This window comes from Methylobacterium sp. J-030, from assembly GCF_022829545.1.
Lineage (GTDB): Bacteria > Pseudomonadota > Alphaproteobacteria > Rhizobiales > Beijerinckiaceae > Methylobacterium.
On record NZ_JAKSYM010000384.1, the window covers coordinates 1 to 22,442 of the forward strand.

The 22,442-nt window shown below is 67.7% G+C and carries 23 protein-coding genes, 1 tRNA gene and 1 pseudogene; 12 read left to right on the forward strand and 13 right to left on the reverse strand.

Going from position 1 to position 22,442, the window contains the following annotated elements:
* Positions 1–102: 102 nt before the first annotated feature.
* The 7 genes from MKK75_RS31080 to MKK75_RS31110 all read right to left on the reverse strand — a co-directional run bounded on the left by MKK75_RS31080 (position 103) and on the right by MKK75_RS31110 (position 5,254).
* Positions 103–285 carry a hypothetical protein gene (locus tag MKK75_RS31080; protein ID WP_244046328.1) on the reverse strand — a complete coding sequence of 61 codons (183 nt, stop codon included), beginning with the start codon at positions 283–285 and terminating at the stop codon, positions 103–105.
* Between the two features lie 4 nt (positions 286–289).
* Entirely contained in the window at positions 290–493 is a 204-nt protein-coding gene (locus MKK75_RS31085; protein ID WP_244046329.1) for a hypothetical protein, read from the reverse strand.
* On the reverse strand, positions 490–777 hold the full coding sequence (locus MKK75_RS31090; protein WP_244046330.1) for a hypothetical protein: 288 nt from the start codon (positions 775–777) through the stop codon (positions 490–492). Before MKK75_RS31090 ends, MKK75_RS31085 begins: the two co-directional genes overlap by 4 nt.
* Positions 774–1,040 (reverse strand): hypothetical protein, encoded by a 267-nt coding sequence (locus MKK75_RS31095; RefSeq protein WP_244046331.1) that lies wholly within the window; start codon positions 1,038–1,040, stop codon positions 774–776. The genes MKK75_RS31090 and MKK75_RS31095 overlap by 4 nt, the downstream gene beginning before the upstream one ends.
* Positions 1,041–1,112: 72 nt before the next feature.
* On the reverse strand, positions 1,113–1,517 hold the full coding sequence (locus MKK75_RS31100; protein WP_244046332.1) for a GIY-YIG nuclease family protein: 405 nt from the start codon (positions 1,515–1,517) through the stop codon (positions 1,113–1,115).
* 290 nt (positions 1,518–1,807) lie between these two features.
* A complete protein-coding gene (locus tag MKK75_RS31105) occupies positions 1,808–3,157 on the reverse strand; it encodes an MFS transporter (protein ID WP_244046333.1) in 1,350 nt (449 codons plus the stop codon).
* Positions 3,158–3,280: 123 nt separating this feature from the next.
* On the reverse strand, positions 3,281–5,254 hold the full coding sequence (locus MKK75_RS31110) for an aconitate hydratase (protein WP_244046334.1): 1,974 nt from the start codon (positions 5,252–5,254) through the stop codon (positions 3,281–3,283).
* Positions 5,255–5,784: 530 nt separating this feature from the next.
* Between MKK75_RS31110 and MKK75_RS31115 the strand changes: the two genes are divergently transcribed.
* From MKK75_RS31115 to MKK75_RS31155, 9 genes and pseudogenes are all read left to right on the forward strand, one after another.
* Positions 5,785–7,248: a short-chain fatty acid transporter gene (locus MKK75_RS31115; RefSeq protein WP_244046335.1), complete on the forward strand. Its 1,464-nt coding sequence runs from the start codon at positions 5,785–5,787 to the stop codon at positions 7,246–7,248.
* 300 nt (positions 7,249–7,548) lie between these two features.
* A pseudogene (locus MKK75_RS31120) lies at positions 7,549–8,168 on the forward strand (PepSY domain-containing protein).
* Positions 8,147–8,392 (forward strand): hypothetical protein, encoded by a 246-nt coding sequence (locus MKK75_RS31125; RefSeq protein WP_244046336.1) that lies wholly within the window; start codon positions 8,147–8,149, stop codon positions 8,390–8,392. The pseudogene MKK75_RS31120 and the gene MKK75_RS31125 overlap by 22 nt, the downstream one beginning before the upstream one ends.
* A 75-nt stretch (positions 8,393–8,467) precedes the next feature.
* On the forward strand, positions 8,468–8,761 hold the full coding sequence (locus tag MKK75_RS31130) for a hypothetical protein (RefSeq protein ID WP_244046384.1): 294 nt from the start codon (positions 8,468–8,470) through the stop codon (positions 8,759–8,761).
* Positions 8,762–9,000: 239 nt separating this feature from the next.
* The gene (locus MKK75_RS31135) at positions 9,001–9,963 is read left to right on the forward strand and encodes an ABC transporter substrate-binding protein (RefSeq protein ID WP_244046337.1); all 963 of its coding nucleotides are present in this window, start codon (positions 9,001–9,003) and stop codon (positions 9,961–9,963) included.
* Positions 9,960–11,963 carry an ATP-binding protein gene (locus tag MKK75_RS31140; protein ID WP_244046338.1) on the forward strand — a complete coding sequence of 668 codons (2,004 nt, stop codon included), beginning with the start codon at positions 9,960–9,962 and terminating at the stop codon, positions 11,961–11,963. The genes MKK75_RS31135 and MKK75_RS31140 overlap by 4 nt, the downstream gene beginning before the upstream one ends.
* Complete coding sequence (locus MKK75_RS31145) at positions 11,960–12,358, forward strand: response regulator (protein ID WP_244046339.1); 399 nt, start codon at positions 11,960–11,962, stop codon at positions 12,356–12,358. Before MKK75_RS31140 ends, MKK75_RS31145 begins: the two co-directional genes overlap by 4 nt.
* Positions 12,355–13,620, forward strand: a complete 1,266-nt coding sequence (locus MKK75_RS31150; protein ID WP_244046340.1) for an adenylate/guanylate cyclase domain-containing protein — start codon at positions 12,355–12,357, stop codon at positions 13,618–13,620. Before MKK75_RS31145 ends, MKK75_RS31150 begins: the two co-directional genes overlap by 4 nt.
* Positions 13,621–13,756: 136 nt before the next feature.
* Complete coding sequence (locus MKK75_RS31155) at positions 13,757–14,170, forward strand: ABC transporter substrate binding protein (RefSeq protein WP_244046341.1); 414 nt, start codon at positions 13,757–13,759, stop codon at positions 14,168–14,170.
* On the opposite strand, the gene MKK75_RS31160 is transcribed toward MKK75_RS31155, so the two are convergent.
* The 5 genes from MKK75_RS31160 to MKK75_RS31180 form a co-directional block, all read right to left on the reverse strand.
* Positions 14,134–14,613 (reverse strand): YidB family protein, encoded by a 480-nt coding sequence (locus MKK75_RS31160; RefSeq protein WP_244046342.1) that lies wholly within the window; start codon positions 14,611–14,613, stop codon positions 14,134–14,136. The genes MKK75_RS31155 and MKK75_RS31160 overlap by 37 nt on opposite strands.
* Before the next feature lie 464 nt (positions 14,614–15,077).
* Positions 15,078–15,281, reverse strand: a complete 204-nt coding sequence (locus tag MKK75_RS31165) for a CsbD family protein (protein ID WP_244046343.1) — start codon at positions 15,279–15,281, stop codon at positions 15,078–15,080.
* 116 nt (positions 15,282–15,397) lie between these two features.
* Complete coding sequence (locus MKK75_RS31170) at positions 15,398–16,321, reverse strand: PhnA-like protein (RefSeq protein WP_244046344.1); 924 nt, start codon at positions 16,319–16,321, stop codon at positions 15,398–15,400.
* 140 nt (positions 16,322–16,461) lie between these two features.
* Positions 16,462–16,809 carry a CsbD family protein gene (locus tag MKK75_RS31175; RefSeq protein ID WP_244046345.1) on the reverse strand — a complete coding sequence of 116 codons (348 nt, stop codon included), beginning with the start codon at positions 16,807–16,809 and terminating at the stop codon, positions 16,462–16,464.
* Between the two features lie 247 nt (positions 16,810–17,056).
* Entirely contained in the window at positions 17,057–18,514 is a 1,458-nt protein-coding gene (locus MKK75_RS31180; protein WP_244046346.1) for a helix-turn-helix transcriptional regulator, read from the reverse strand.
* Positions 18,515–18,722: 208 nt separating this feature from the next.
* On the opposite strand from MKK75_RS31180, the gene MKK75_RS31185 reads away from it, so the two are divergent.
* On the forward strand, positions 18,723–19,400 hold the full coding sequence (locus MKK75_RS31185; protein ID WP_244046347.1) for a sigma-70 family RNA polymerase sigma factor: 678 nt from the start codon (positions 18,723–18,725) through the stop codon (positions 19,398–19,400).
* A gap of 696 nt (positions 19,401–20,096) precedes the next feature.
* Here MKK75_RS31185 and MKK75_RS31190 read toward each other — a convergent pair.
* Positions 20,097–20,172: transfer RNA gene (locus MKK75_RS31190), tRNA-Glu, on the reverse strand.
* A gap of 106 nt (positions 20,173–20,278) precedes the next feature.
* Between MKK75_RS31190 and MKK75_RS31195 the strand changes: the two genes are divergently transcribed.
* Both MKK75_RS31195 and rpoH read left to right on the forward strand, forming a co-directional pair.
* Complete coding sequence (locus MKK75_RS31195) at positions 20,279–21,289, forward strand: RluA family pseudouridine synthase (protein ID WP_244046385.1); 1,011 nt, start codon at positions 20,279–20,281, stop codon at positions 21,287–21,289.
* A 236-nt stretch (positions 21,290–21,525) separates the two neighbouring features.
* Positions 21,526–22,419 (forward strand): RNA polymerase sigma factor RpoH, encoded by an 894-nt coding sequence (gene rpoH / locus MKK75_RS31200; protein ID WP_244046348.1) that lies wholly within the window; start codon positions 21,526–21,528, stop codon positions 22,417–22,419.
* Positions 22,420–22,442 lie beyond the last annotated feature (23 nt).

Sequence of the window (22,442 nt, forward strand, 5' to 3'; positions counted from 1 at the left end):
CCGATAGATGTTGGTTGCGCCGGGCACTGCCTCGATCCGATGACCTGCCGCGCGCAGGGCTACCACGGCTTTGAGAATGCGATCTGCGAGCATGTCCGAGGCCTATTGAGCGCGCCCTGGGCCATCTCTCAAACCAGCAAGCACAGCGAGAACCAGCAGCTGTTCGTCGGTGATCCAGTCGGCATCGACATGCCACAGCTCCAAATCCGCATCGGCTTCGACGGCATGACCGCGGGCTCGCAAGACGCTCGCCGCATCAAGAATGGCGTCCTGACTATCGACCATCTTGCTATGCCAGCGCGATCAGCATCCAGGCGCGCGCCTTCGCCTCGATGTCGGCGGGATCAGCGTGCGGACCGTCAGCAATCGCGCGCTCGACAATCTCCCACGCTGCCGGGACGCTCAGGCCGATGCCCTGGACGAAACCGCCGAGGCGGGTCAGCAGTCGCTCGCATAGCTGCTTGCCATCTACTCTGGTGTCAGAGTCGCTCAACGCCATCTCTCGTCGGTGCACGCCAAGACGTAGACGACGTGCATGCAGCGAGCCTGCGCGGCTTGCGAGTCCGCGTTGGCCATGCAAGCTCGCATCCCTCGCAGAAACACCTCTTCATCGATGCCTTCGCGGCTGCCGCACGTAAAAATCGGCTCAAAGCCCTCGAAGCGACTGACCTGCCAGCCGATGAGGATCATCGAGATGAGGCAGAACAGTGCGACGAAGCCCTTGCTATCGTAGAACCAGTGCCGCCTACCGGCATCGGGTCCGATAGTTTCGCTCATCCCTGAACCGGGAAGCCCATGATGACGGCGGTCATCACCATCGTGCGGCGCAGGCCCGGGCTGCTCGCCTCGTCGGCCAGCAGCTTCTTGGCCTGCGGGTGCATCTCGATCGCCTTGGCGACGTCGATGGTGTGGCCGGACTTGAAGGCGAACGGCGGGGCGTTCTCATTCTTCAGGTAGGCGTCTCTCGCCGCCGCGATCTCCTCGTCTGTCACCTCGGACTTGCGGCGCAGGTCGCCGACGCTGGGGATCTCTTTAGCCATCTGGGCTGTGCCGCTGCTGTGAGGAAGCCCCGGATCGCCCGGTGGCATTAGTGTTTCGACAAGTGGCTCGGTTCATAAAGCCGCCCTGACCTCGTCAATCGTCGGTGGCCATCCTCGCGTTCCGATTCGATCCTTCTCACGAATTGGCTTTGTCTGCTCACTCCACCAGTGCTCAGCCATCGCCGTCGCGGCCACGAATGAGTGCGAGTACGGAGCCAGTGTGTCCAGCAATTCGGCCAGCTTGCCAGCCCGAACGAACCACTCGTTGCGGTGGTGAAGCTTCTCCGAGCGGAAGAAGCTGTGCAGGTGAGCTTCATCGCGCTCGTCGCCCAGAATGTGAGCCTCAAGTCTGACTGGCCACGGGCATGAAGTACCGATGGTGCGCACGCGGGCGGTGACGTCTTGCGCCACCCCAACCTTCGTGAAACCCTCGCACGAGACGAAATAAATGAAGCTCGTGCCGATCCGTCGTGCCACGATTTCTGATCCCGGAAGGTTTGTCGAAAAGCCCGGATTTCTCTTATATATCAATCAGCGGTTTGCCGCATCGATTTGGGCTAAGTGATTGATTTTATTCATTTCGACAGTGGACTCTGACTCCTCTAGTCCTGGTTCGAATCCAGGTCCCCCAGCCACCGACCAGAAATCCTGTCACCGCTGAATGATCGAGTCGCCCCGTCCGTCCGCTCGACCGGACTGTGATCGGGGACGATCCGCGCGACACGCGCGCTGCCGCAACATCCTGTCCCCATCGGTTGGTGCGTGCCCTATTCGGGCAGCGGCCGGCCCGTTGTCTCCGGCATGAACCACGGCACGATCAGCCCGATCGCATAAACGCTGGACATCGTCAGAGCCGCGGCCGCAATGCCGCCGAACGAGGTCACGATCTGCCCGGCGATGATCGGGAAGATCCAGGCGATCAGCCGTGCGCCGTTGAACACGAAGCTCGCCGCGGTCGCCCGCACGGCCGGCGTGAACAGCTCCACGAGATAGATCGCCATCCATGAGAAGGCGAAGCCCAGGGTGAAGAACCCGTTCAGGAAGGCCAAGCCCATGTAGGCGCCCAGACCGCCGGTCCAGAGATAGCAGGCGAGCGACGTCGCGATGCAGCCGAAATAGGTGACCACGAGAAAGGCGCGCCGCCCGAGGGCATCGGCCACGAAGCCCGAGATCACGTAGGCGGTGATGGCGCCAACGTTGTAGATGATGCCCATCCGCGGGCCCCAGACATTGGCCGGCTCGCCCGCCGCCTTGGCCAGCCCCTCCGTGTAGGCCGGCAGCCAGGACGAGACCGCCCACCAGCCTACGGTCGTGGCGAAGGACATGGCGGTCGCCAGCAGCACGCGGCGCCGGCTCTCGGGCTCGCGGAAGATCTCGGCCAGCGTGAACGGCCGCTCGGCCTTGCGGCCGCCGCCGCCCGCATCCTCGGCGGTGGCCGACCAGCGCTGCGCCTTCAGCGCCTGCATCCACTGCTCGGATTCATCGAGCGCCCGCCGCAGGTACAGGCAGACGAAGGCCGGCAGGGCGCCGAGCGCGAACATGATGCGCCAGGATTGATCACCCATCGGGTTGGTGGCGGCCAGCACGGCCCACACGATGGCGGCCAGCACCGCGCCGCCGCCGAACCCCGATTGCAGGAAGCCGCACCCCTTCGGCCGCGCCCGGTTCGGCCACGTCTCGGCCACGAGGGCGATACCGGTGGACCATTCCGAACCGATGGCGAGGCCCGTGATGAAGCGCAGGAGTGCGAGCTGCGTGAAGCTCTCCGCGAAGGCCGTCAGCCCGGTGAAGATGGCGTAGCCGAGGATCGAGATCATCATCATGCGCTTGCGGCCGATGTAGTCGGCCGCGATGCCGCCAATCAGGCCGCCGAGCCCCCAGCCGAGCAGCGTGATGCCGATGGCGAGCCCGACATAGAAGGCGGGTGTCTGGGCCTGCTCGGGGGTCAGGATGGTGTTGAGCGCAGGCCGCAGGGCGTAGACCAGGGCGACCGCCTCGTAGCCGTCGAAGATCCAGCCGAGATAGCTGCCCCACAGGATCCGCCAGTGCCGCCGGGTCAGGCCCGCATGCCACGGCGCGTCGGCATCCTCGCGCAGCAGCGCCCCGCTCGAACTCATGGTCGCCTCCCGGTGGTGGGGCTCGCAGCCCTTCGTATCGCGCGCTCTATCACCGAACCGGTGCCGATGGAGAATGCGGGTCGCGCTGGTCCGCGCACCCTGAACGCGGGTGGATCCCTGCGGTCAGGCGACCGTGCGGGCCGGCTCGGCCTGGATGCGGGCCCGCAGCCAGTTGATGACGCCCCCCGCGAGCAGAACCTCGATCTGCCGCGGCGACAGGTCGTGCCGCATCGGGATCGTATCCGTCCCACCGCGGACCCGCGCCGTGATCTCCCGGCCAGCCGCCAGGGCCTCGGCGACGCCGCTGATCTCGATCATGTCGCCGAGGTCGAGGCGGTCGTAATCGGACGGATCCTGGAAGGTCAGGGGCAGGACGCCGAAATTCACCAGGTTCTGCCAGTGGATCCGGGCGAAACTCTTGTCCAGCACGACCTCCAGGCCGAGATACCGCGGGGCGAGCGCCGCGTTCTCGCGGCTCGAACCCTGCCCGTAGTTCAGGCCGCCCAGGATGGCGTGCCCGGCGCGCTCCTTGCCGCCCTGCTTCGCCCGCTTCGGGTAGCTGTCGTCGATCGGCTCGAAGGTGAATTCGCTAGTCTTCGGGATGTTCGACCAGTACGGCATCACCCGGGCGCCCGCCGGCATGATGTCGTCGGTGGAGATGTCGTCACCGGTCTTCAGCATCACCGGCACGCGGATATCGGCGCCAAGCTTGCCGAGATCAGGCAGCGTCGTGATGTTCTCGGATTTCTCCAGGCGGACCGCGCGGGCCTCCGCCTCGGCCAAGGGCGCCACCAGCATCGTCGTGTTGCCCGGAACCATGGTGGGCGGCGCGATCCGGGGATAGGGCATGTCGAGCGTGCGCGGATCGGTGATGACGCCCGTGAGCGCCGAGGCCGCGGCCGTCTCCGGGCTGCACAGGAACACGCTGTCCTCGCGGGTGCCGGACCGGCCGGGGAAGTTGCGCGGCACCGTCCGCAGGGAGTTGCGCCCCGAGGCCGGGGCCTGGCCCATGCCGATGCAGCCGTTGCAGCCGGCTTGGTGGACCCGCGCACCGGCGTGGATCAGGTCGGAGAGCTGGCCGTCCCGGATCAGCGTCTCCAGCACGACCCGGGTCGAGGGGTTGATGTCGAACGACACCCGGTCGTGGGCGTTGCGACCCTTCACGATGGCGGCCGCCACGGCGAAGTCGCGGAACCCCGGATTGGCCGAGGAGCCGATGTAAGCCTGGTAGATCTCGGTGCCGGCCACTTCCGAGACCGGCACGACGTTGCCCGGGCTCGACGGCTTGGCGATCATCGGCACGAGCGCGGACAGGTCGACCTCGTCATGATCGTCGTAGGTCGCGCCCGCGTCGGCGGCGAGCGGCGTCCAGTCGCCGCCGCGCCCGACGCCGTCGAGGAAGGCCTTCGTCGCTTCGTCGGAGGGGAACACGCTCGTGGTGGCGCCCATCTCGGCGCCCATGTTGGCGATGACGTGCCGGTCCATGGCGGTCAGGCCCTCCAGGCCCGGCCCGTAATACTCGATGATCCGGCCGAACCCGCCCTCGACCCCGTGTCGGCCGAGCAGCGTCAGGATCACGTCCTTGGCGCTCACCCAGTCGGGCAGCGTCCCGGTGAGCTTCACGCCCCAGACCCGGGGCATGCGCAGTTGCAGCGGCTCCCCCGCCATGGCGAGCGCCACCTCGACGCCGCCGGCCCCGAAGGCCAACATGCCGAGCGATCCGGCCGCGGGCGTGTGGCTGTCGGAGCCGACCAGCGTCTGTCCGGGCTTGCCGAAGCTCTGCATGTGGACGGGGTGGCTGATGCCGTTGCCCGGCCGGGAATACCAGACGCCGAAGCGTCGGCAGGCCGAGCGCAGGAACATGTGCTCGTCGGCGTTGAGCTGGTCGTTCTGCACCAGGTTGTGGTCGATATACTGCGCGGCCAGCCCGACCTTCACGCGCTCGACGCCCATCGCCTCCAGTTCGAGCATGACGAGGCCGCCGAGCACGTCCTGCAGGAGGGTCTGATCGATCCGCAGCGCGATCTCGCCGCCGGGTGTGAGATCGCCCGCGACGAGGTGCGACCGAACGAGCTTCTGCGTCAGGTTCAACGCCAACGGATCGCCTCCCCGCCTAGCGGTCGGCGAAACCCGTCCGACCGCGGCCATCGCAATGGTGCGGTCAGACTAGTGTCGCGTCGAAACCGCGGAAGGCGACACGGTGACAAGGGCCGCTTTGTGTTGAGCTTGACGGCACGGAAACAGCTGCCACCGAGGCAGCGTATTCGGCCGCTGATCAGAGGGTCGTCACCGTCGACTGGGCGGCGTGGCGGACCCGTGCGATCGAGGCCGGCGCAGGCCGATCGCCGGTGGAGATCTCGAAGGTTCGACCTCCGCCGCTGCGGGCATGTCACGCATTCCGCGCGATCCCGCAGACCGTCATCGCGCCCGAACGGTTCGTCGTCACGGGTCAGCACCGTGAACCATCCGGCGCGTCGGTGCACGGTGTCGCGGGCGATCTCGACTACACCTGCTCACATTGTCGCGAAGCTGTTACCTGTCTTTGTCGCCGCTCGACTTGAGATCACGCCGGGTCGCGCCATCCTGCGCTCTCGATCGGCCGCAAGAGCTGATCCTGGAGGACCCTCATGGCGACCGTCCCGGCCGATTCTGCGCGCAAAGTCGGCTCCGCCGCTGTCGGTCCGGGTACTGGGGGATCGCTGGAACGGCTCGGGGTCCGGTTCACCAACTGGGCGGAACGCTGGTTCCCGGACGCCTTCATCTTCGTGGCCATCGCCGTCGTCATCGTGGCCCTCGGCGCCCTGGCCAACGGCGCGCCGCCCGCCGCCATCGCCAAGAGCTTCGGCGACGGCTTCTGGAGCCTGATTCCCTTCACCATGCAGATGGCCTTCGTGACGATCGGCGGCTACGTCGTGGCCACGTCGCCGCCCGTGCAGGCGCTGATCGAGCGGCTGGCGCTGGTGCCCAAGACCGGACGCGGCGCGGTTGGGTTCGTGGCCGGCGCGACGATGATCTCGTCCTTCCTCAGTTGGGGGCTGAGCCTGATCTTCGGCGGCCTGCTCGTCCGGGCCCTCGCCCGGCGCACCGACCTTCGGATGGACTACCGGGCCGCGGGCGCGGCCGCCTATCTCGGGCTCGGCGCGACCTGGGCACTCGGTCTCAGCTCCTCGGCGGCGCAGTTGCAGGCGAACCCGGCGAGCCTCACCAAGAACCTGCTCGCCATCTCCGGCGTGATCCCGTTCAGCGAGACGATCTTCCTCTGGCAGTCGATGCTGATCGCCGCGATCCTGTTCGTGGTCTCGATCGCCATCGCGTACGCCTCCGCGCCCCGCCGGGAGACGGCCGTCACCGCCGAGGCGATGGGCGTCCCGGTCGCCCGCGAGACCAACGCCATCCCGCCCGCGCGCCAGCCCGGCGAATGGCTGGAGCACTCGCCGCTCCTCACCATCCTGCTCGTGGTGATCGCGGGCGGCTGGATCGTGCAGGAATTCGCCCGCCAATCCTGGATCGTGGCAATCTCGAACCTGAACACCTACAACCTGCTGTTCCTCACCCTCGGCCTGCTGCTGCATTGGCGGCCGAAGCGCTTCCTCGTGGCGGTGGCGAAATCGGTGCCGGCCACCGCGGGCATCCTGATCCAGTACCCGCTCTACGCGGCGATCAGCGGCATGCTGACCGGACCGAAGAACGCCGCCGGCGCCTCCGCGTCGGACGCGATCACCCATGCATTCGTGAATCTCAACACCACCGGCACCTTCCCGCTGACCATGGGCGTCTACTCGGCGATCCTCGGCTTCTTCGTGCCCTCGGGCGGCGGGAAATGGCTCCTGGAGGCGCCCTATGTGCTGCAGGCCGCCAACGAGCTGAAGGTCCATCTCGGCTGGGCGGTGATGATCTACAACGCCGCCGAGGCGCTGCCGAACCTGATCAACCCGTTCTGGATGCTGCCGCTCGTCGGCATCCTCGGCCTGAAGGCGCGCGACATCGTCGGCTTCAGCTTCCTGCAGTTGATCGTACACCTGCCGCTGGTGCTGTTCCTGCTCTGGGCGCTGGCCTTCACGCTGACCTATCATCCGCCGGTGATGCCCTGACGCGGCACCGCGGCGACCGGGATAGGCACCGGCCGTGCGATTGAGCTGGCGCCCGGAAGCCGAGTTTCCGAGAACCGGTCCGCCGCCCGGCGCCGGCACCGCACGCGGTCCGCTGGCCGCCTGACGATCTCCTCCCCGATCGCTCAGGCGCGGATCCCCCGCCCATGTCCATCGTCGTTTCCGGCAGCGCCCCCCGGCTATGGGGCGGGCACCGCGTTGCGTGCCTCGCGCAAGGCGGTCTACCGCGCCGTCTGGCACTGGCTCTTCTACGCGGGTCTTCCCGGTCTTCCGTTCCTGGTCATGCTGTCGGCGACGGGCTCGCTCTACCTGGTCAAGGACGAGATCAACGGCAGCCTGTTCGCTTACCGGACGCGCGTTCCCGCCCGCGCAACGCCGCTGCTGGAACCGGATCGCCTGATCTTCAACGGGATGCAGGCCGCGCCGGACGCCGTGCCGGTGTCGTACACCGATCCGCCGACGTCCGAGACCTCCGCCCTGGTTACCCTGGCATCCGGGGATCACAGGATCCTCGTTCACCTGGATCCCTACACGGCAACGTGCTCGACCGTGTGGCCCGCGACCGAGAATTCGTGGTGGTCCTGCACAGGCTCCACAGCTTCGCCTATCTCGGTCCGATCGCGGACGGGGTGATCGCGGTGGTGGCGGGCTTCGCGGTCATCCTGGTGGTGACCGGCGGCTACCTGTGGTGGCCGCGCGGAACGCCGCGCCGGCGGGTCTGGTGGCGCGATCTCCACGCCGTCACCGGCTTCCTGGCCGGGGGCGGGCTCCTCTTCCTGGCCCTTATCGATCTGGTGGGGGGCAGCACCTGCGCGGCTGGTCGAACGAAGCGGGCCTCGGCCCGCCCGCCGTCCTCCGGGCGCACCGGCCGGTCTCGACGGTGCCGCTGCGCGACAGGCTGACCGATCCGGGCTGGACCCTGGAGGACGCGCCGGTTCCGCACTCCGAGTCCGCCGATCCCGCCGCCGCGACGCTCGGGATCGACCGGACTGCGGCGATCCTCAGCCAGCGCGGGATGCCGCGCGGCTACGAACTCGCCCTGCCGGTCGGAGCCGACGTGGTCTACCCCGCCTCCGTCTATCCCCGCGACGCCACCCGGCAGCGGGTGATTGCCCTCGATCAATAGACCGGCGCGCCGCACCTCGATGTTCGCTTCGCCGATCTCGGCCCGGTTGGTCAGGCGATCCAGTATGGGATCGGCATTCATAAGGGTGAACATTGGGGCCGCGCGAACCAATTCGCCATGCTGGCCTTCTGCCTCCCCACCATGCTGCTTGCCGCCACTGCGGGGACCATGTGGTGGAAGCGTCGGCCGCCCGGCGGCCTCGGCGTGCCGTCCTGGCCGTGGGACCCTCGCCCTGCTGCTCGCCGGCATCCCCATCCCCGCACTCACGGTCAAGCGTCTATCTCGAAGTTCGCGACGTATTCGATACGGTATATATGTCATCAGAACGGAATTCAGCCAATTCGATCAGCGGCACAACCGGTTTCCTAAACAACGCGACCGTCTTGGCCAGTACGACCGGATCGGTATTCGCCGGTGCGCCCCGTAAGATCGTCGGCGGGAGGCGCCTGTCATTCTAGAAACCGTGTTCCGGATACAGCGTGGTCTTACGGCTGAGCTTCGGCTAGGCTACGTCCTGGGCCGTCGGTTCGCATCGCGCGTGCAGCCCGGCCCATCCTGCCGGGCAGCGACGATCAAGGGGGTTCGGGGATCGGATGAGGCGGCGAAGCGTGATCGCTGGGTGGCCCTGGCTGCTGTCCAGCCGGCCCCTCGCGGCCCTGGCCCAGCCTTCGACGCACGTCGCGGCGCTCTGGCCGTTCACGGAGGGCGACGCCGAGGGACAGCCCCTGTCGGCGGCATTCAGTGCGGCGCTGCACGACCGCGGACAGGCGGATGTCCGGATCGACCACCGCTGGGGTGGTGCCGATCACGAGCACACGCGCACGCTCGCGGCCGCATTGGTGCGCGCCGAACCGAATGTGATCTTCACCTATCTCAACGCGCAGCTTCGCGCCGTATCGGCGCTGACCCGCAGGATCCCCATCGTCTTCGTCGGTGCGGCCGATCCGGTCGGCTACGGCTTGATCGCGAGCCTCAAACGTCCCGGTGGAAACGTGACCGGCTTCACGCTCTACGAATCTTCCCTCGGCGGGAAATGGCTCGCCGCCCTCCGGGAAGCCGTACCGACGATCCGGCGGGTCACCCTCCTGTTGAATCCCAGCACCGAGATCCGCGGCGGCCATCTCTACGCCAACGCCTTCAAGAACACGGCGGCCGCCCTCGCGATCGAACACGGCATCGTGGTCGCCGAGAAGGCCACGGACATCGAGCCCGTGATCGCGGATCTCGCGCGGTATGGACAGGCCGGCCTCATCGTGGCGCCCGGCGCCTTCAGCGAGGTCACCGGGGACCGCCTCGTCGCGCTGACCACCAACCATCGGCTTCCGACCGTGTTCGCCATCCGGCGCTTCGCCTATCGCGGGGGGCTGATGGCGTACGGGCCCGACCCGGCCGAGGTCGTCCGCCGGGCGGCCGTCTATGTCGACCGCATCCTGCGCGGAGACGATCCCGGTGCGCTCCCAATTCAAGCACCGATGAAATTCAAGCTGGTCGTGAATCTGAAGGCCGCGCGGGGCCTGGGCTTCGAGCTTCCGTCCGCGCTGCTGGCGCAGGCGGACGAGGTCGTCGAATGACGCGATCCGGCAGATCTCAGGCTGCTGGACCGAAGCCGTTCCGCCTGCCGCTCTCGGGAAAGTTCGCGATCGCCTTCGTCGGCCTCGTGACGCTGGTCCTGCTGATCAACGGCGTGGTCGATCTGTTCCTCAACTTCGAGGATACGAAGGCGAACGCAATCGCGGTGCAGCGCGAGAAGGCACTGGGAGCCGCCGATCGCGTCGATGCCTTCGTATCCGAGATCGAGAACCAGATCGGGTGGACCACCCGGGCCGAGTGGCGGCGCGTTTCCCAGGACCAGCAGCGCTATGATTTCATCCGCCTGATGCGTCAGGCGCCGGCGATCACCGAAGTGTCCTATCTCGATCCGAGCGGGCACGAGCAATTGCGTGTCTCGCGTCTCGAACCGGATGTGATCGCGAGCGGAAAGGATTTCTCCACGTCGCCGCGCTTCACGCAGGCGCTGAAGGACAAGACTTGGTTCGGACCGGTCTACTTCCGCCGTGGTTCCGAACCCTACATGACCGTCGCGGTGGCGCATGCCGGCCGCGATCCCGGGGTGACCGTCGCGGAGGTCAACCTGAAGCTGATCTGGGATGTTGTCAGCACCATCCACAACGGCGTAAGCGGCTACGCCTTCGTCACCACCGCTGCCGGGCGGCTGATCGCCCATCCGGACCTCAGCCTCGTGCTGCGCGACACCGACCTGTCCGGCCTGCCGGAGGTCGCCGCCGCCCTGCCCGGCAACGGCCAGGCGCGGGATTACGAGATCGGCCGATGGCTCGACGGCGCGTATGTCCTGGCCGCTCACGCCCCCGTTCCGCGGCTCGGCTGGATCGTGTTCGTGCAGCTGCCGCTGCGGGAGGCGATGCAGCCGCTCGTCGAGTCGGTGATCCAGACCGGGGCGCTGATGGGCCTCGGCATGCTGATGGCCGCGATCGCCGGCACGTTCCTGGCCCGGCGCATGGTGGTGCCGATCCGCCAGCTCGAGGACGGCGCGGAGCGTTTCGGGGCCGGAGACTTCTCGGAACGCATCGTGATCCGGACGGGCGATGAGATCGAGACGCTGGCGCACCGGTTCAACGCCATGGCGGCCCGGATCCGGGAATCCTACGAGACCCTGGAGGCCAAGGTCGAGGAACGGACCCGCGACCTGAACAAGTCCCTGGACGACCTCCAGAAGGCGCAGAGCCGGCTCGTCCAATCGGAGAAACTCGCCTCGCTGGGTCAGCTCACGGCCGGCATCGCCCACGAGATCAAGAACCCCCTGAATTTCGTGAACAACTTCGCCTCGCTCTCCAAGGAGCTCGTGGACGAACTCACCGAGATGCTGCGGGCCGCCTCCCTCGATCCAGGCATGCGCGAGGAAGCCGACGAGGTGGCCGAGCTCCTGAAGAACAACCTCGATAAGGTCGTTCAGCACGGGAAGCGGGCCGACTCCATCGTCAAGAACATGTTGCTGCACTCGCGGACTGGATCCGGCGACCACCGCCCCGTGGACGTCAATGCGCTCGTCGAGGAGAGCCTGAACCTCGCCTATCACGGCGCCCGCGCTGCAAAGCCCAGCTTCAACGTGAGCCTGCAGCGCGATCTCGACCCGGCCGCCGGGATGGCCGACATCTATCCGCAGGAGATCACGCGGGTGCTCCTGAACCTGATGTCGAACGGGTTCTACGCCACCGAGAGTCGGGCCGAGCAGGCCGAGCCGGGCTATGCCCCGACCCTGTCGGTCGCCACGCGCGATCGCGGCGACATGGTCGAGATCCGGGTCCGGGACAACGGCACGGGGATCCCGGAGAGCGTCAAGGCGAAGATGTTCGATCCGTTCTTCACCACGAAGCCGGCCGGCGAGGGCACGGGGCTCGGCCTGTCGCTGAGCCACGACATCCTGGTGAAGCAGCACGGCGGGACGCTCGATGTCGCCACGGAGCCCGGTGCCTTCACCGCATTCACGATCACGCTGCCGCGCACCGGCCCGGCGACGGGCGGATCCGAGAGCGGGCCGAGGAGCCAACCATGAAGGTGCTGATCCTCGTCGTCGACGACGAACCGGACGTCACCGAACTGTTCCGGCAACAATTCCGGCGCGACTTGCGCGCGGGCCGATACGAGATCGCCTTCGCCCATTCGGCGGCGGAGGCGCTGGGCCGCGTCCAGACCACGAACGGGCCGAACCTGCTTCTGATGTTCTCGGACATCAACATGCCCGGGATGACCGGGCTGGAGCTGCTGCCCCTGGTGCGCTCGGCCCGGCCGGAGGTCCCCGTGATCATGATCACGGCCTACGGCGACGCGGAGACGCGCAGGCAGGCCGAGGCGGCCGGGGCGGTCGGCCTGATCACCAAACCCATCGATTTCGCCCTGCTCAAGGCCGAGATCGAGCGGCGGCTCGCCGCGCGCGTGGAGACGGCATGAGCGACGATCTGCCCAGCGCCAAGATCCTGGTGGTCGACGACGAGCCCGATCTCGAGGCGCTGATCACCCAGAAATTCCGCCGGCAGATCCGCCAGGGCGCGGTCACGTTCCTGTTCGCCCATGACGGGCAGGAGGCGCTGGACAGTCTCGCGGGCCATCACGACGTCGACAAGGTGGTGTCCGACATCAACATGCCGCGCATGGACGGGCTGACCCTGCTCAGCAAGCTGCAGGACTTCGCCGAGCGGCCCTCGACGATCATCGTGTCCGCCTATGGCGACATGGCCAACATCCGCACCGCGATGAACCGCGGCGCCTTCGATTTCCTGACGAAGCCGATCGACTTTACCGATCTCGAGACCACGATCGAGCGGACGCTGCGGCATGTCGAGCTGTTGCGCGAAGGGCGGCGGCGGCAATCGCGCGCCGAGCGCGCCCACGCGTCGCTGGCGCGCTACTTCTCGCCGAACCTTGCGGAGCGGTTGGCCGGGGACGCGTCCGGGCTGGAACTCGGTGGCCATCGGCGTGACGTGGCCTGCCTGTTCACCGACATCGCGGGGTTCACCAGCCTCGTCGAGAGCCTGGACCCGACGCTGCTCGCCGAGATCCTAAACGGTTATCTCGCCGAGATGACCGACGTGGTGTTCGCCCACGAGGGGACGGTGGCCAAGATCGTCGGCGACGCGCTGCACGTGTTGTTCAACGCCCCCGGAGACCAGCCGGACCATGCCGCCCGGGCGATCACCTGCGCGCTGGCCCTCGACCAAGCGGCCGAGGACTTCCGGACCCGCTGGCGCGCCCGGGGTATCGCGTTCGGAATGACGCGGATCGGCGTGCATGCCGGGCCGGCGATCGTGGGAAATTTCGGCGGGGGGCGCTACTTCGACTACACGGCCTACGGCGACACCATCAACACGGCGGCCCGGCTGGAGAACGCCAACAAGGCGTTCGGAACGCGAATCTGCGTCAGCGAGACCACGGTGATCCGCGCCGGCTCGTTCCGCGGCCGGCCCCTCGGCGACCTGATCCTACGTGGTAAGCAGGAGGCATTGCGGGCCTTCGAACCCCTGACCGAAGCCGGCTGCGGCGATACCGCCCTGAGCCAGTACCAGGACGCCTTCGTCAAGCTGGAGGCCTGCGAAGCCGGCGCCCTTCCGGCCTTCGCGGCCCTGGTCGGGCTGCGTCCCGACGACGGCGTAGCGGCCTTCCACCTGAAACGCGTCCTCAACGGTTCGAGCGGCACGCGGATCGAGGTTCTCTAAGATCCGGCGCGCCTCGCCGGCTACACGGCCGAACTCGCGCGGATCGGGCCCGAACTCGGCATCGATGCCCGGATCGCCGGCGTCCACGGTGCCAGGGAGATCGGACACGCGATCACCGCTTTCGCCGGGAAGCCTCATGGCGGTGCCGGAAGCGGTGATGGGCATTCGCGGTCCGCGGATCATCGCCCTGGCCGCGAGCCACCGCCTGCCGGCCGTCTACGCCTACGCTGCGCAGGTGAATCAGGGCGGGCTGGCTGCCGACACAACCAGCGTCGTGCAGGATGTGGAGCGGTCGGCGAAAGACATCGACCGCATCCTGCACGGCGCCCCGGTCGGTTCCCTTCCGCTTCAGGCGGCCGCGCGCTTCGAGACCATCATCGCCCTCAAGACGGCCGCCGCCCTCCGACTCGCGAACGGGCCCTCGCTGATGGCGCGGGCCGATGAGCTGATCGCGGAGCGGCGCCTCCGAGGCTTCAGCGCCCCGCGACGGCGGCCGATCCGAGCCGGCGGTCCTCAGCCGAAGGCGGGAAGCCGGCCATCCGGCGAATAGCGATCGATTGCCGAAGGCAGGTCGCGTGAGAGGCGGGCCAGCAGTTCGCTCTTGCTCAACCCGGTCCGCTGCTCCAGCGCCGCCAGCGTCTGGGACCCGATCGCACGCTCAAGATCGGCTTGCGGGATCTCGCGGTTCGGGCCGTGGGCGATCCAAGACTGCGCGGTCTCGGACTGGCCGCCCTTGGTGAAATGCTCGACAAGTTCGCTGAGCCCGCGGCCGACGAGGCCGCCGACGCCCGCAGACCCCGCGTTGCCGAGCAGCTGCCCGAAATTGCCGGGCAACGCGGAGCCGGCCGTTGGGGACGCATCCCGGGTCGGCTGGTTCGACGTCGCGCTCGCACCATGATGGCCGAGCCATTCGGAGATCTTGTCGCGGTTCTGGTAGCCGGCCACGGCCAGCAGCCCCAGCAGCGCAGTCATCGATGGATATCCGTCGCTCATCGAACTCTCCTCGTTCATGACATGGGCCGGTCGGCCCGGGTGAAACTTTGGACGGCGTCCGCGCGTCCGGGATGATCGAGCGAAGGCCCGACCTGCCGCGTCGCTGGTCCCCGGCGATCGTTGCCGAGCCGCTTCCGGCCGGCCCTTTTAACGGTTCGGGGCGAAAGAGCCCGGCCGAACAGGGGTTTGATCCGCACGCGATCGGGTGCCGATCGCAGCGGCCGGACGCAACGGCACGCCGCGTTCGAAGAAGGCCGTCAGAGTCCCGCGCAGCACGATAGTCGCTCAGGAGCGCCGGCGGTTCACAGACGAACCGCGGTGCTCACCCCGAGCCGTGCATTCGCATCGGTCGCCCTGCGGCGAAACCGGCTCCCGCCGACAGGCATCTGCCAATACGGCGCGCTCGCAAACGCTCTGCGGGTGGCATCGCGCACGCAACACCACCCGGGATGATGGGCGCGGGCTCAGCGCTTACCGGTGACCTTGTCGACGAGGGACTTTGCACCGTCCTTGACGCCGCCGACCGTCTTCTGCGCGTCGCCCTTCAGCTCCTGCGCCTTGCCCTCTGCCACGAGCCGATCGTTGCCCGTGGCCTTGCCGGCCGCCTGCTTGACGTTGCCAACAGCCTCGTTGGCCAGACCCTTCAGCTTGTCGGTCGTGCTGCTCATCGCGTTCTCTCCTGTCTCGCTCTGCTTGAATCGACCCGGCACGCGAGGCTTGTCCGCCCGGCCGGGCCGACCCCCCGCCCAGGGCGGGGATCGGTGAACCTGATCGTGTGTAGGGATCAGACGCGCCGCGTCTCGTAGGTGCCCAGCAGCGTGGCTGGCTTGGGCGCACCCAGGCGGCCGCCCAGGAATGCCGCCAGGGCTCCCAGGATCAGCGCCAGCGCCGCGTAGAACGCGCCCTGCGTCGCCGCGGACTTCGCGGTCACCGCCGCAGCCTCCGCCTTCTGCTTGGCGGTCGCGACCGCCTGGTCGTACTGCGTCTCGTAGTCCTTCACCTGCTGGCGGGCCTGATCGACCGGAATGTTCTGGGCCTTGGCCAGCGCGTCCGCCGCACGGCTCTCCGCCTGCTGCTTCTGCGCCGCGTCGCCCGTGAACAGCGCCTTGATCGCCGCGACCGCAGCGTCCCGGGCGGCCTGCGGATCCTGGCCAGCGGTCTGCTGGCGCACCTTGTCCTCGATGCCGTCAAGGGGATTGGTGATCTTCGACAGCGACGGCGCGGCCGCCTGCGCGGCGGTCTGGACCGTGCCGCCGACGAGATTGCCCGCTCCGCCCAAAGCGGCCGTCACGGTGCTGAGCGTGCCGCCCACCAGACCACTGGCGGCCGAGGTCAGCATGTAGAGCACCACCAGGGTGGTCACCGCCCAGGAAACCAGCCCATGCAGGGCGGCAGCGCCCGGCAGCGGTTTGCCCGAGAGGCGGCCGGCGATGAGGCCGCCGGCCAGGGAGGCGATGATGCCCGAGGCCACGAACCAGACGCCCGCACTCAGCGAGACCGTCGAGGCCGAGGGGTTATCGGCCGCGGTCGTGCCGACCGAGGCAAGGCCGATCCCTACGCCGACGAGGTTGACGATCACCTGCGTCACCAGCGCCGTCACAGCGCCCGCGAAAATCGCCCCCCAGGAGACTTGGTTCAGCAGAATCGCGCGGGTATCGCCGTGCGCTTCGGTCGAGAGGGGTGTTGCGGCGGTTTGAATAGTGTTCACGCTGTCACTCCAGGTAGGTCATCGTCAATGTCGACGATTTTGTAAGCGCTCGTCGCCGAAGGGAACGTCGGTTGGACGCGAGGCGCGCATGGGAACGATGAAGGCTGCTGACGACGCGTGCGACGCGTGCGGCAACGTCCCTAGTCGCGGGTGGCGTTGACCAGCAGGCCCAGCCCGAAACCAACGAGGCCCGCGATCAGCAGCGAGGCGAGCGGGTATTCGGCGACTTGGTGGCTGACTTCGCGGGTCCCCCGACGCAGGCCGTGGCCACCGCGCTCGTAGGCGTCCTCGGCGAAGTCGTAGGCCGTCTCGGCCGCGTCCCGCACCGCATCTTTCGCCTGTCCATAGACGTTCTCGGCCACGCCCTCCGCCTCACGGAGGCGTCCTTCGGCCGAATGACGATGCGAGCCGGTGAGGTCTCCGACCGCGCCTTGGATCTTGCCGCCCAGGTTCTTGGCGGCCCCCGTGATCCGATCCGTATCCACCATCTCGTTCTCCTCTCTGCTTCGTGTCGTTCGGCGCCCGTTGGAGACGCCGGGTAATCTCTGGCGGGCGCGGGCTGCGGAGCCGGTTCCGACTCCGCGGCGCCGCCTTCAGCCGCGACCCGGGGTCATACCGGCGTTCGACAGGCCGCTGTTTGTCCATCGCCGATTTGTTGACGCCCGCGGGCGCTTCCCAGATGTGACGTGGCTCGGGCCAATCAATAGTTCTTTCGTACCGGTACAGTAGTAAAACTCAGTCGGCGGAGCTGTGCGGGAAACCGTTCTCGCGTCCCCAGATGACGGCTTCGCTCCGCTTGTGGATGCCGAGCTTTCGGTAGAGAGCGGCGCCATGGTTGCGCACGGTGTTGCGGGACAGCCCGAGCTTGTGCGCGATGGAATCGTCCCCCAATCCCGCGCAGATGAGATTGAGGATCTGACGCTCGCGCACGGTGAGGTTCGGGGCCGTTCCATCACCGCCCTCTCGCCCCGGGCGGCGCAGGTTGGCCAGCTTGTCGATCAACCCGCGGCTGAACCACGACGTGTCGGCCATCACCGCCTCGATCGCGTCGAACAGCTCGCGCTCGGTGTGCTTGCGCTCGGTGATGTCCTGCAGCACCAGCAGCACGAAGTCGGCATCGTCGATGGTGACCCGCTCGGCCGAGACCAGACAGTCGAGACTGGCGCCGTTCTCGTGGCGCAGGCACACCTCGACGCCGAGGACGTAGCCGCTGCCGGCCATCGCGGCCTCGAAGCTCGCGCGCTGGGAATCGACCACCCACAGGCCGGACTCATCGAGGCTTTGCCCGAGGATCCGATCCTCACCGAGACCGAAGACCCGCCCGAAGGCCTCGTTGACACCGGTGACGGAATAATCCTGTGCCCGCGCCAGAACGGTCGGCACCGGCGTCATGCGAAACGCCGTGGCGAAACGGGCCTCGCTTTGACGCAAGGCCGTCTCGGCCTTCCGGCGCAGCTCCAGGTCGGCAAAGGTGAACAGCATGCAGGGCGCTTCGCCCAGCACGATCTGCTGCCCGGCCACGATGACGAAGCGCGAGCCGCCATCGGGGAGGTCGAGGCAAGCCTCCATCTGCGGGATCGTGCCGCCCTCATGCAGCCGCGAGATCGCCAGGTCGCGGTTGCGGGCGTTGGCCAGCACGTCGACCTCGTACACGCTGCGGCCGATGACGGCGTCGCGGGTGTAGCCCGTCATCTCCAGGAAGCCGTGGTTGACCTTGACGTGCCGTAGATCCGACAGGCGGGTGATCACGGCGGGCGCCGGATTGGCGTTGAACGTCGTCTCGAAGCGCTTCTCGGCCTCGAACTGATCCGAGACATCCTTCAGGATCAGCGCGAGGCAGCTCGGCTTACCGTCCCGGTCCATCGCGACCAAGCTTCTGAGCGAGTGGACGAAATCGACGCCAGACTGATCGGTGCGGGTGACCTCGACCAGGATGTCGTGAAAGGTCTCGCCGGCCACGACGCGCTCGATCGGATAGTGCTCCGGCGCGCGATTGTTGCGGTAGCGCAGCGCGAAACGGTCCCGGTAGGCGTCGACGGTCTGCCCCAGCTCGTCGAGGGTCTGGACGCCGTGCATGGCGAGCGCGGCATCGTTGGCGTACGCGATGGTCTGATCGGGCTCGACCAAGATCACGCCTTCGCTCAAGCCGGCAATGATCTGCCGTAGTTCGTGCCTGTCCACGCCCGCCGTCACGTCCGATCCACGCCCATCTCGCCACCGCCGCTGCGGTTCACCGGCACAAACGGATTGCGCACAAGCGGGTTCCGGTCACGCACCATTTTTCACTGGTATACCCGCATCATTGACGCCATCGATATCGATCAGGATAGATGCCGGCGTCTGCAGGCGATGGCAAAACCAGCAGAGCCACGAACTACCTGGCGCTACGGGTGAACCTATCGTGCGATCCGCCGACGAACTTCCGGGCCCAGTCTCCGAGGCCAGCGCCGTCCATTCCCCTGTCCATCCGTCGCTCGGAGAAAGGCTGCGCCAATACTACCCACAAGTTGCTGAGATCGATCGTAGCTCGCCCCTTGGTGCGATCCTGCAGCGCCTGTCGACGGCGCTGGATGCGGCCGACGCCCGCCGGGCCGTTCCGCGCGCCTTCAAGGATGACCTGATCGGCCTCGTGCCGCGGCTGCGCCGCTATGCCCAGTCGCTGACCTGCGACGGCACCGAGGCCGACGACCTCGTCCAGTTCACCCTGTTGAAGGCCTGGGAACACCGCGGACATTTCCAGCCGGGGACGAGCTTGGTTGCATGGCTGTTCACGATCCTGAGGAACGGCTTCATCAACGGGCGGCGCAAGCGGCGGCGGGAGGTACCCGATCCCGATGGCATGTACGCCTCGGTCCTCTCGGAGCCGGCACGGCAGGATCACAGGCTCGATCTCCGCGATCTGCAGGCGGCCATCGACCGGCTCGAACCCGCGCATCGGGAGGCCCTGATGCTGGTCGCCGTCGATGGCCTGCCCTACGAGGCTGCCGCGACGGTGATCGGTTGTCCGGCCGGCACCGTGAAGAGCCGCGTCAGCCGCGCCCGGGACCGCTTGGTTCGGGAATTGGGCGCCTCCGCGTGACGCCGCCGTTCCCGCCGCAGACCGCATCGCCATCCCCAATCGCTCCAGCGCTGTCTGCCCGAGGTGTCTGGGGTGATCCTGGAGCCGGACGAGGGAGTTCGCCCTCACCCCGTCCGGCTCCCGCGCGCGCGTGCGCTGTTGACCGGCTTCGGGCGAGCGGACCGAAAGCGCCTCCGCGGCACGACCGGCCGCCGGAGCCGGAACTGCCACCCCGCGAGCGACCGCTCGGCGCGGATGAGCCCTCGGCACCCGACGACAGCCTGCCCGAGACCGGACAGCCCAGCCCGGGTCCGGACGTGCCCCCCGGCGACCCGGCCGGCCCCGATCTGAAGGATTGACCCGGATCCGTGTTTCCGACGCGCGTCGGCTGCGTGCAGGATGATGCAAGGGCGATCCACGCCTCGGCCTTGACGGCCGCGTGGGTGATGCGGACGGACCGATGCGCCTTCAGTGGCGTTCCTGCGACCGGGCCGTGAGAGGCGCGCCACTGTCACTTAAAACGCGCTGCAGCCTCGCTTTGCCGCTCCCGACGATCGGACTGGCCCTTTTGTAAGTCGGGTTTGCCCTTTCGCAGCGTCGCGCCGGGTGTGTGAGGCAAGAAGACGGGACAGCGCCCCGAATGGCCGCCCGGATCTCGGATGCGGCGACGATCAAGGACGGCTAAGCCCTGCCATCGGCAGCCTGAATATGGAGAGATGGCGCTCCCAAGGGGAATCGAACCCCTGTTTTCGCCGTGAGAGGGCGACGTCCTAGACCGCTAGACGATGGGAGCTTTCCGGCGGCGTGGCGGTGCTATAGCCACGACCCGCCGGAGGAGCAAGAGCCTTCCTCGGAATTTCGCCTCGGCGGAGCGGATCGGGCTGCGGAACGGGATCGTGGTGGACACTTTGGACACTGACTTCGATGAGCGCGTCGGCGTCGTCGCGGAAGGCGGCGTGCGGCTCGACCGCGCCCTGGTGGCGCTGTTTCCGGACCTGTCCCGGGCCAGGCTGCAGGATCTGATCCGCGCCGGCCATGTGCGCGGGAACGACACACCGCTGCACGATCCCGCCGCGAAGGCCAGCGCTGGCACCCGCATCGTGCTGACGCTGCCTCCGCCTGTGCCGGCCGAACCGGCGGGCGAGGAGACGGACCTGCCGATTGTCTACGAGGACGAAGACGTGATCGTCATCGACAAGCCAGCTGGTCTCGTGGTCCACCCGGCGCCGGGCCACGAGAGCGGAACCCTCGTGAACGCGCTGATCGCCCATTGCGGTGCCAGCCTTTCGGGGATCGGCGGCGTTCGCCGCCCTGGTATCGTCCATCGCCTCGACAAGGATACGAGCGGTCTCATCGTTGTCGCCAAGAACGATGCCGCGCATCAGGGTCTCACCGCTCAATTCGCCGATCACGGCCGTACCGGACCACTGGAGCGCGCCTACGCGGCCGTGGTCTGGGGCCTGCCCGAGCCCCGAACCGGCGCGATCCGCGCGAGCCTCGCCCGCTCCCGATTCCATCGCGAGAAGATCGCGGTGGTGCCGGACGAGTCCGGCCGCCACGCCGTCACGCATTACGCCGTCGCGGAGGCTTACCCCGAGGCCGCCCTGGTCGAATGTCGGCTTGAGACGGGACGGACCCATCAGATCCGCGTGCACATGGCCCATCTCGGCCATCCGCTGCTCGGCGACCCGGTCTACGGCGGCGGTTTCCGCACCAAGGCTGCGCGCCTCGTGCCGGACGCCCGCGCTGCTCTGGCAGCGCTCGGACGGCAGGCACTCCACGCCGCGCTGCTCGGTTTCCGCCATCCGCGTACGGGCACGGACCTGCGCTTCGAGAGTCCGCTACCGCCCGATCTCGCAGCGCTGGTCGCGCGCCTGCGTGCGGACCAATCAGAGGGGACCGGCGCGTAACCAGCCTCAGGCGGCGTGCGAAACATCACACCGTACCGCGTCACTTCGTGCCATGGTACGATCCAGTTCGGCCGGTCGCGCGTTGATGACGACGTGGGTGTCCTCGATCGCGATCGGCTCCCGGCGACCCGTATCAGATGGGTGGCCGGCAGGGTCGGCTCAAGAGCGGCCCGAGTGGACGGCACTGTTGCCCGTCGCGTCCGCCCGATAGGGGGACTCAAGTCCAGGAGAATGCCATGGCCGGTACGCTGCCCGTGCTCGCCAACGAAGGTGGCCTGTCACGCTACCTCGATGAGATCCGCAAGTTCCCGATGCTGGAGCCGACGGAGGAGTTCACGCTGGCCAAGGCCTGGCGGGACGCCGGTGACCGTGAGGCCGCGCATCGCCTCGTGACGTCGCACCTGCGCCTCGTCGCCAAGATCGCCATGGGCTATCGCGGCTACGGCCTGCCGATCGGCGAGGTCGTGTCCGAGGGCAATGTCGGCCTGATGCAGGCGGTCAAGCGCTTCGATCCCGACAAGGGCTTCCGGCTCGCGACCTACGCGATGTGGTGGATCAAGGCCGCCATCCAGGAATATATCCTCCGCTCGTGGTCCCTGGTGAAGATGGGCACCACGGCGAACCAGAAGAAGCTGTTCTTCAACCTGCGGAAGGCCAAGGGGCGGATCTCGGCGCTCGACGAGGGCGACCTCAAGCCCGATCAGGTGAAGCAGATCGCCACCCGCCTCGGCGTGCCGGAGCAGGACGTGATCGACATGAACCGCCGCCTCTCCGGCGACACGTCGCTCAACGCGCCCCTGCGCGAGGAGGGCGAGGGCGAGTGGCAGGACTGGCTGGTGGATAACGCGCCGAGTCAGGAGACTGTGCTGGCCCGCGAGCAGGAGGGGCAGAATCGTCTTTCGGCCCTGCGGGATGCGCTCAGCGTGCTCAATCCGCGCGAGCGCCGCATCTTCGAGGCCCGGCGTCTCGCCGAGGATCCGATCACGCTGGAGGATCTCTCCGGCGAGTTCGGCGTCTCACGCGAGCGCGTGCGGCAGATCGAAGTCCGCGCCTTCGAGAAGGTGCAGGAAGCGGTCAAACGCAACATCGCCAGCCGCGAACTGCCTCGGACGGGCATCGAAGCGCATTGAGGCTCGGAAGGCGGGTGCATCAA

Coding starts and splice junctions, on each gene's coding strand:
- MKK75_RS31115 (WP_244046335.1), top strand. CDS start 5,785: ATGGCGACCGTCCCGGCCGATTCTGCGCGCAAAGTCGGCTCCGCCGCT.
- MKK75_RS31145 (WP_244046339.1), top strand. CDS start 11,960: ATGAAGGTGCTGATCCTCGTCGTCGACGACGAACCGGACGTCACCGAA.
- rpoH (WP_244046348.1), top strand. CDS start 21,526: ATGGCCGGTACGCTGCCCGTGCTCGCCAACGAAGGTGGCCTGTCACGC.
- MKK75_RS31105 (WP_244046333.1), bottom strand. CDS start 3,157: ATGAGTTCGAGCGGGGCGCTGCTGCGCGAGGATGCCGACGCGCCGTGG.
- MKK75_RS31155 (WP_244046341.1), top strand. CDS start 13,757: ATGGCGGTGCCGGAAGCGGTGATGGGCATTCGCGGTCCGCGGATCATC.
- MKK75_RS31165 (WP_244046343.1), bottom strand. CDS start 15,281: ATGAGCAGCACGACCGACAAGCTGAAGGGTCTGGCCAACGAGGCTGTT.
- MKK75_RS31175 (WP_244046345.1), bottom strand. CDS start 16,809: ATGGTGGATACGGATCGGATCACGGGGGCCGCCAAGAACCTGGGCGGC.
- MKK75_RS31160 (WP_244046342.1), bottom strand. CDS start 14,613: ATGAGCGACGGATATCCATCGATGACTGCGCTGCTGGGGCTGCTGGCC.
- MKK75_RS31095 (WP_244046331.1), bottom strand. CDS start 1,040: ATGGCTAAAGAGATCCCCAGCGTCGGCGACCTGCGCCGCAAGTCCGAG.
- MKK75_RS31140 (WP_244046338.1), top strand. CDS start 9,960: ATGACGCGATCCGGCAGATCTCAGGCTGCTGGACCGAAGCCGTTCCGC.
- MKK75_RS31090 (WP_244046330.1), bottom strand. CDS start 777: ATGAGCGAAACTATCGGACCCGATGCCGGTAGGCGGCACTGGTTCTAC.
- MKK75_RS31080 (WP_244046328.1), bottom strand. CDS start 285: ATGGTCGATAGTCAGGACGCCATTCTTGATGCGGCGAGCGTCTTGCGA.
- MKK75_RS31150 (WP_244046340.1), top strand. CDS start 12,355: ATGAGCGACGATCTGCCCAGCGCCAAGATCCTGGTGGTCGACGACGAG.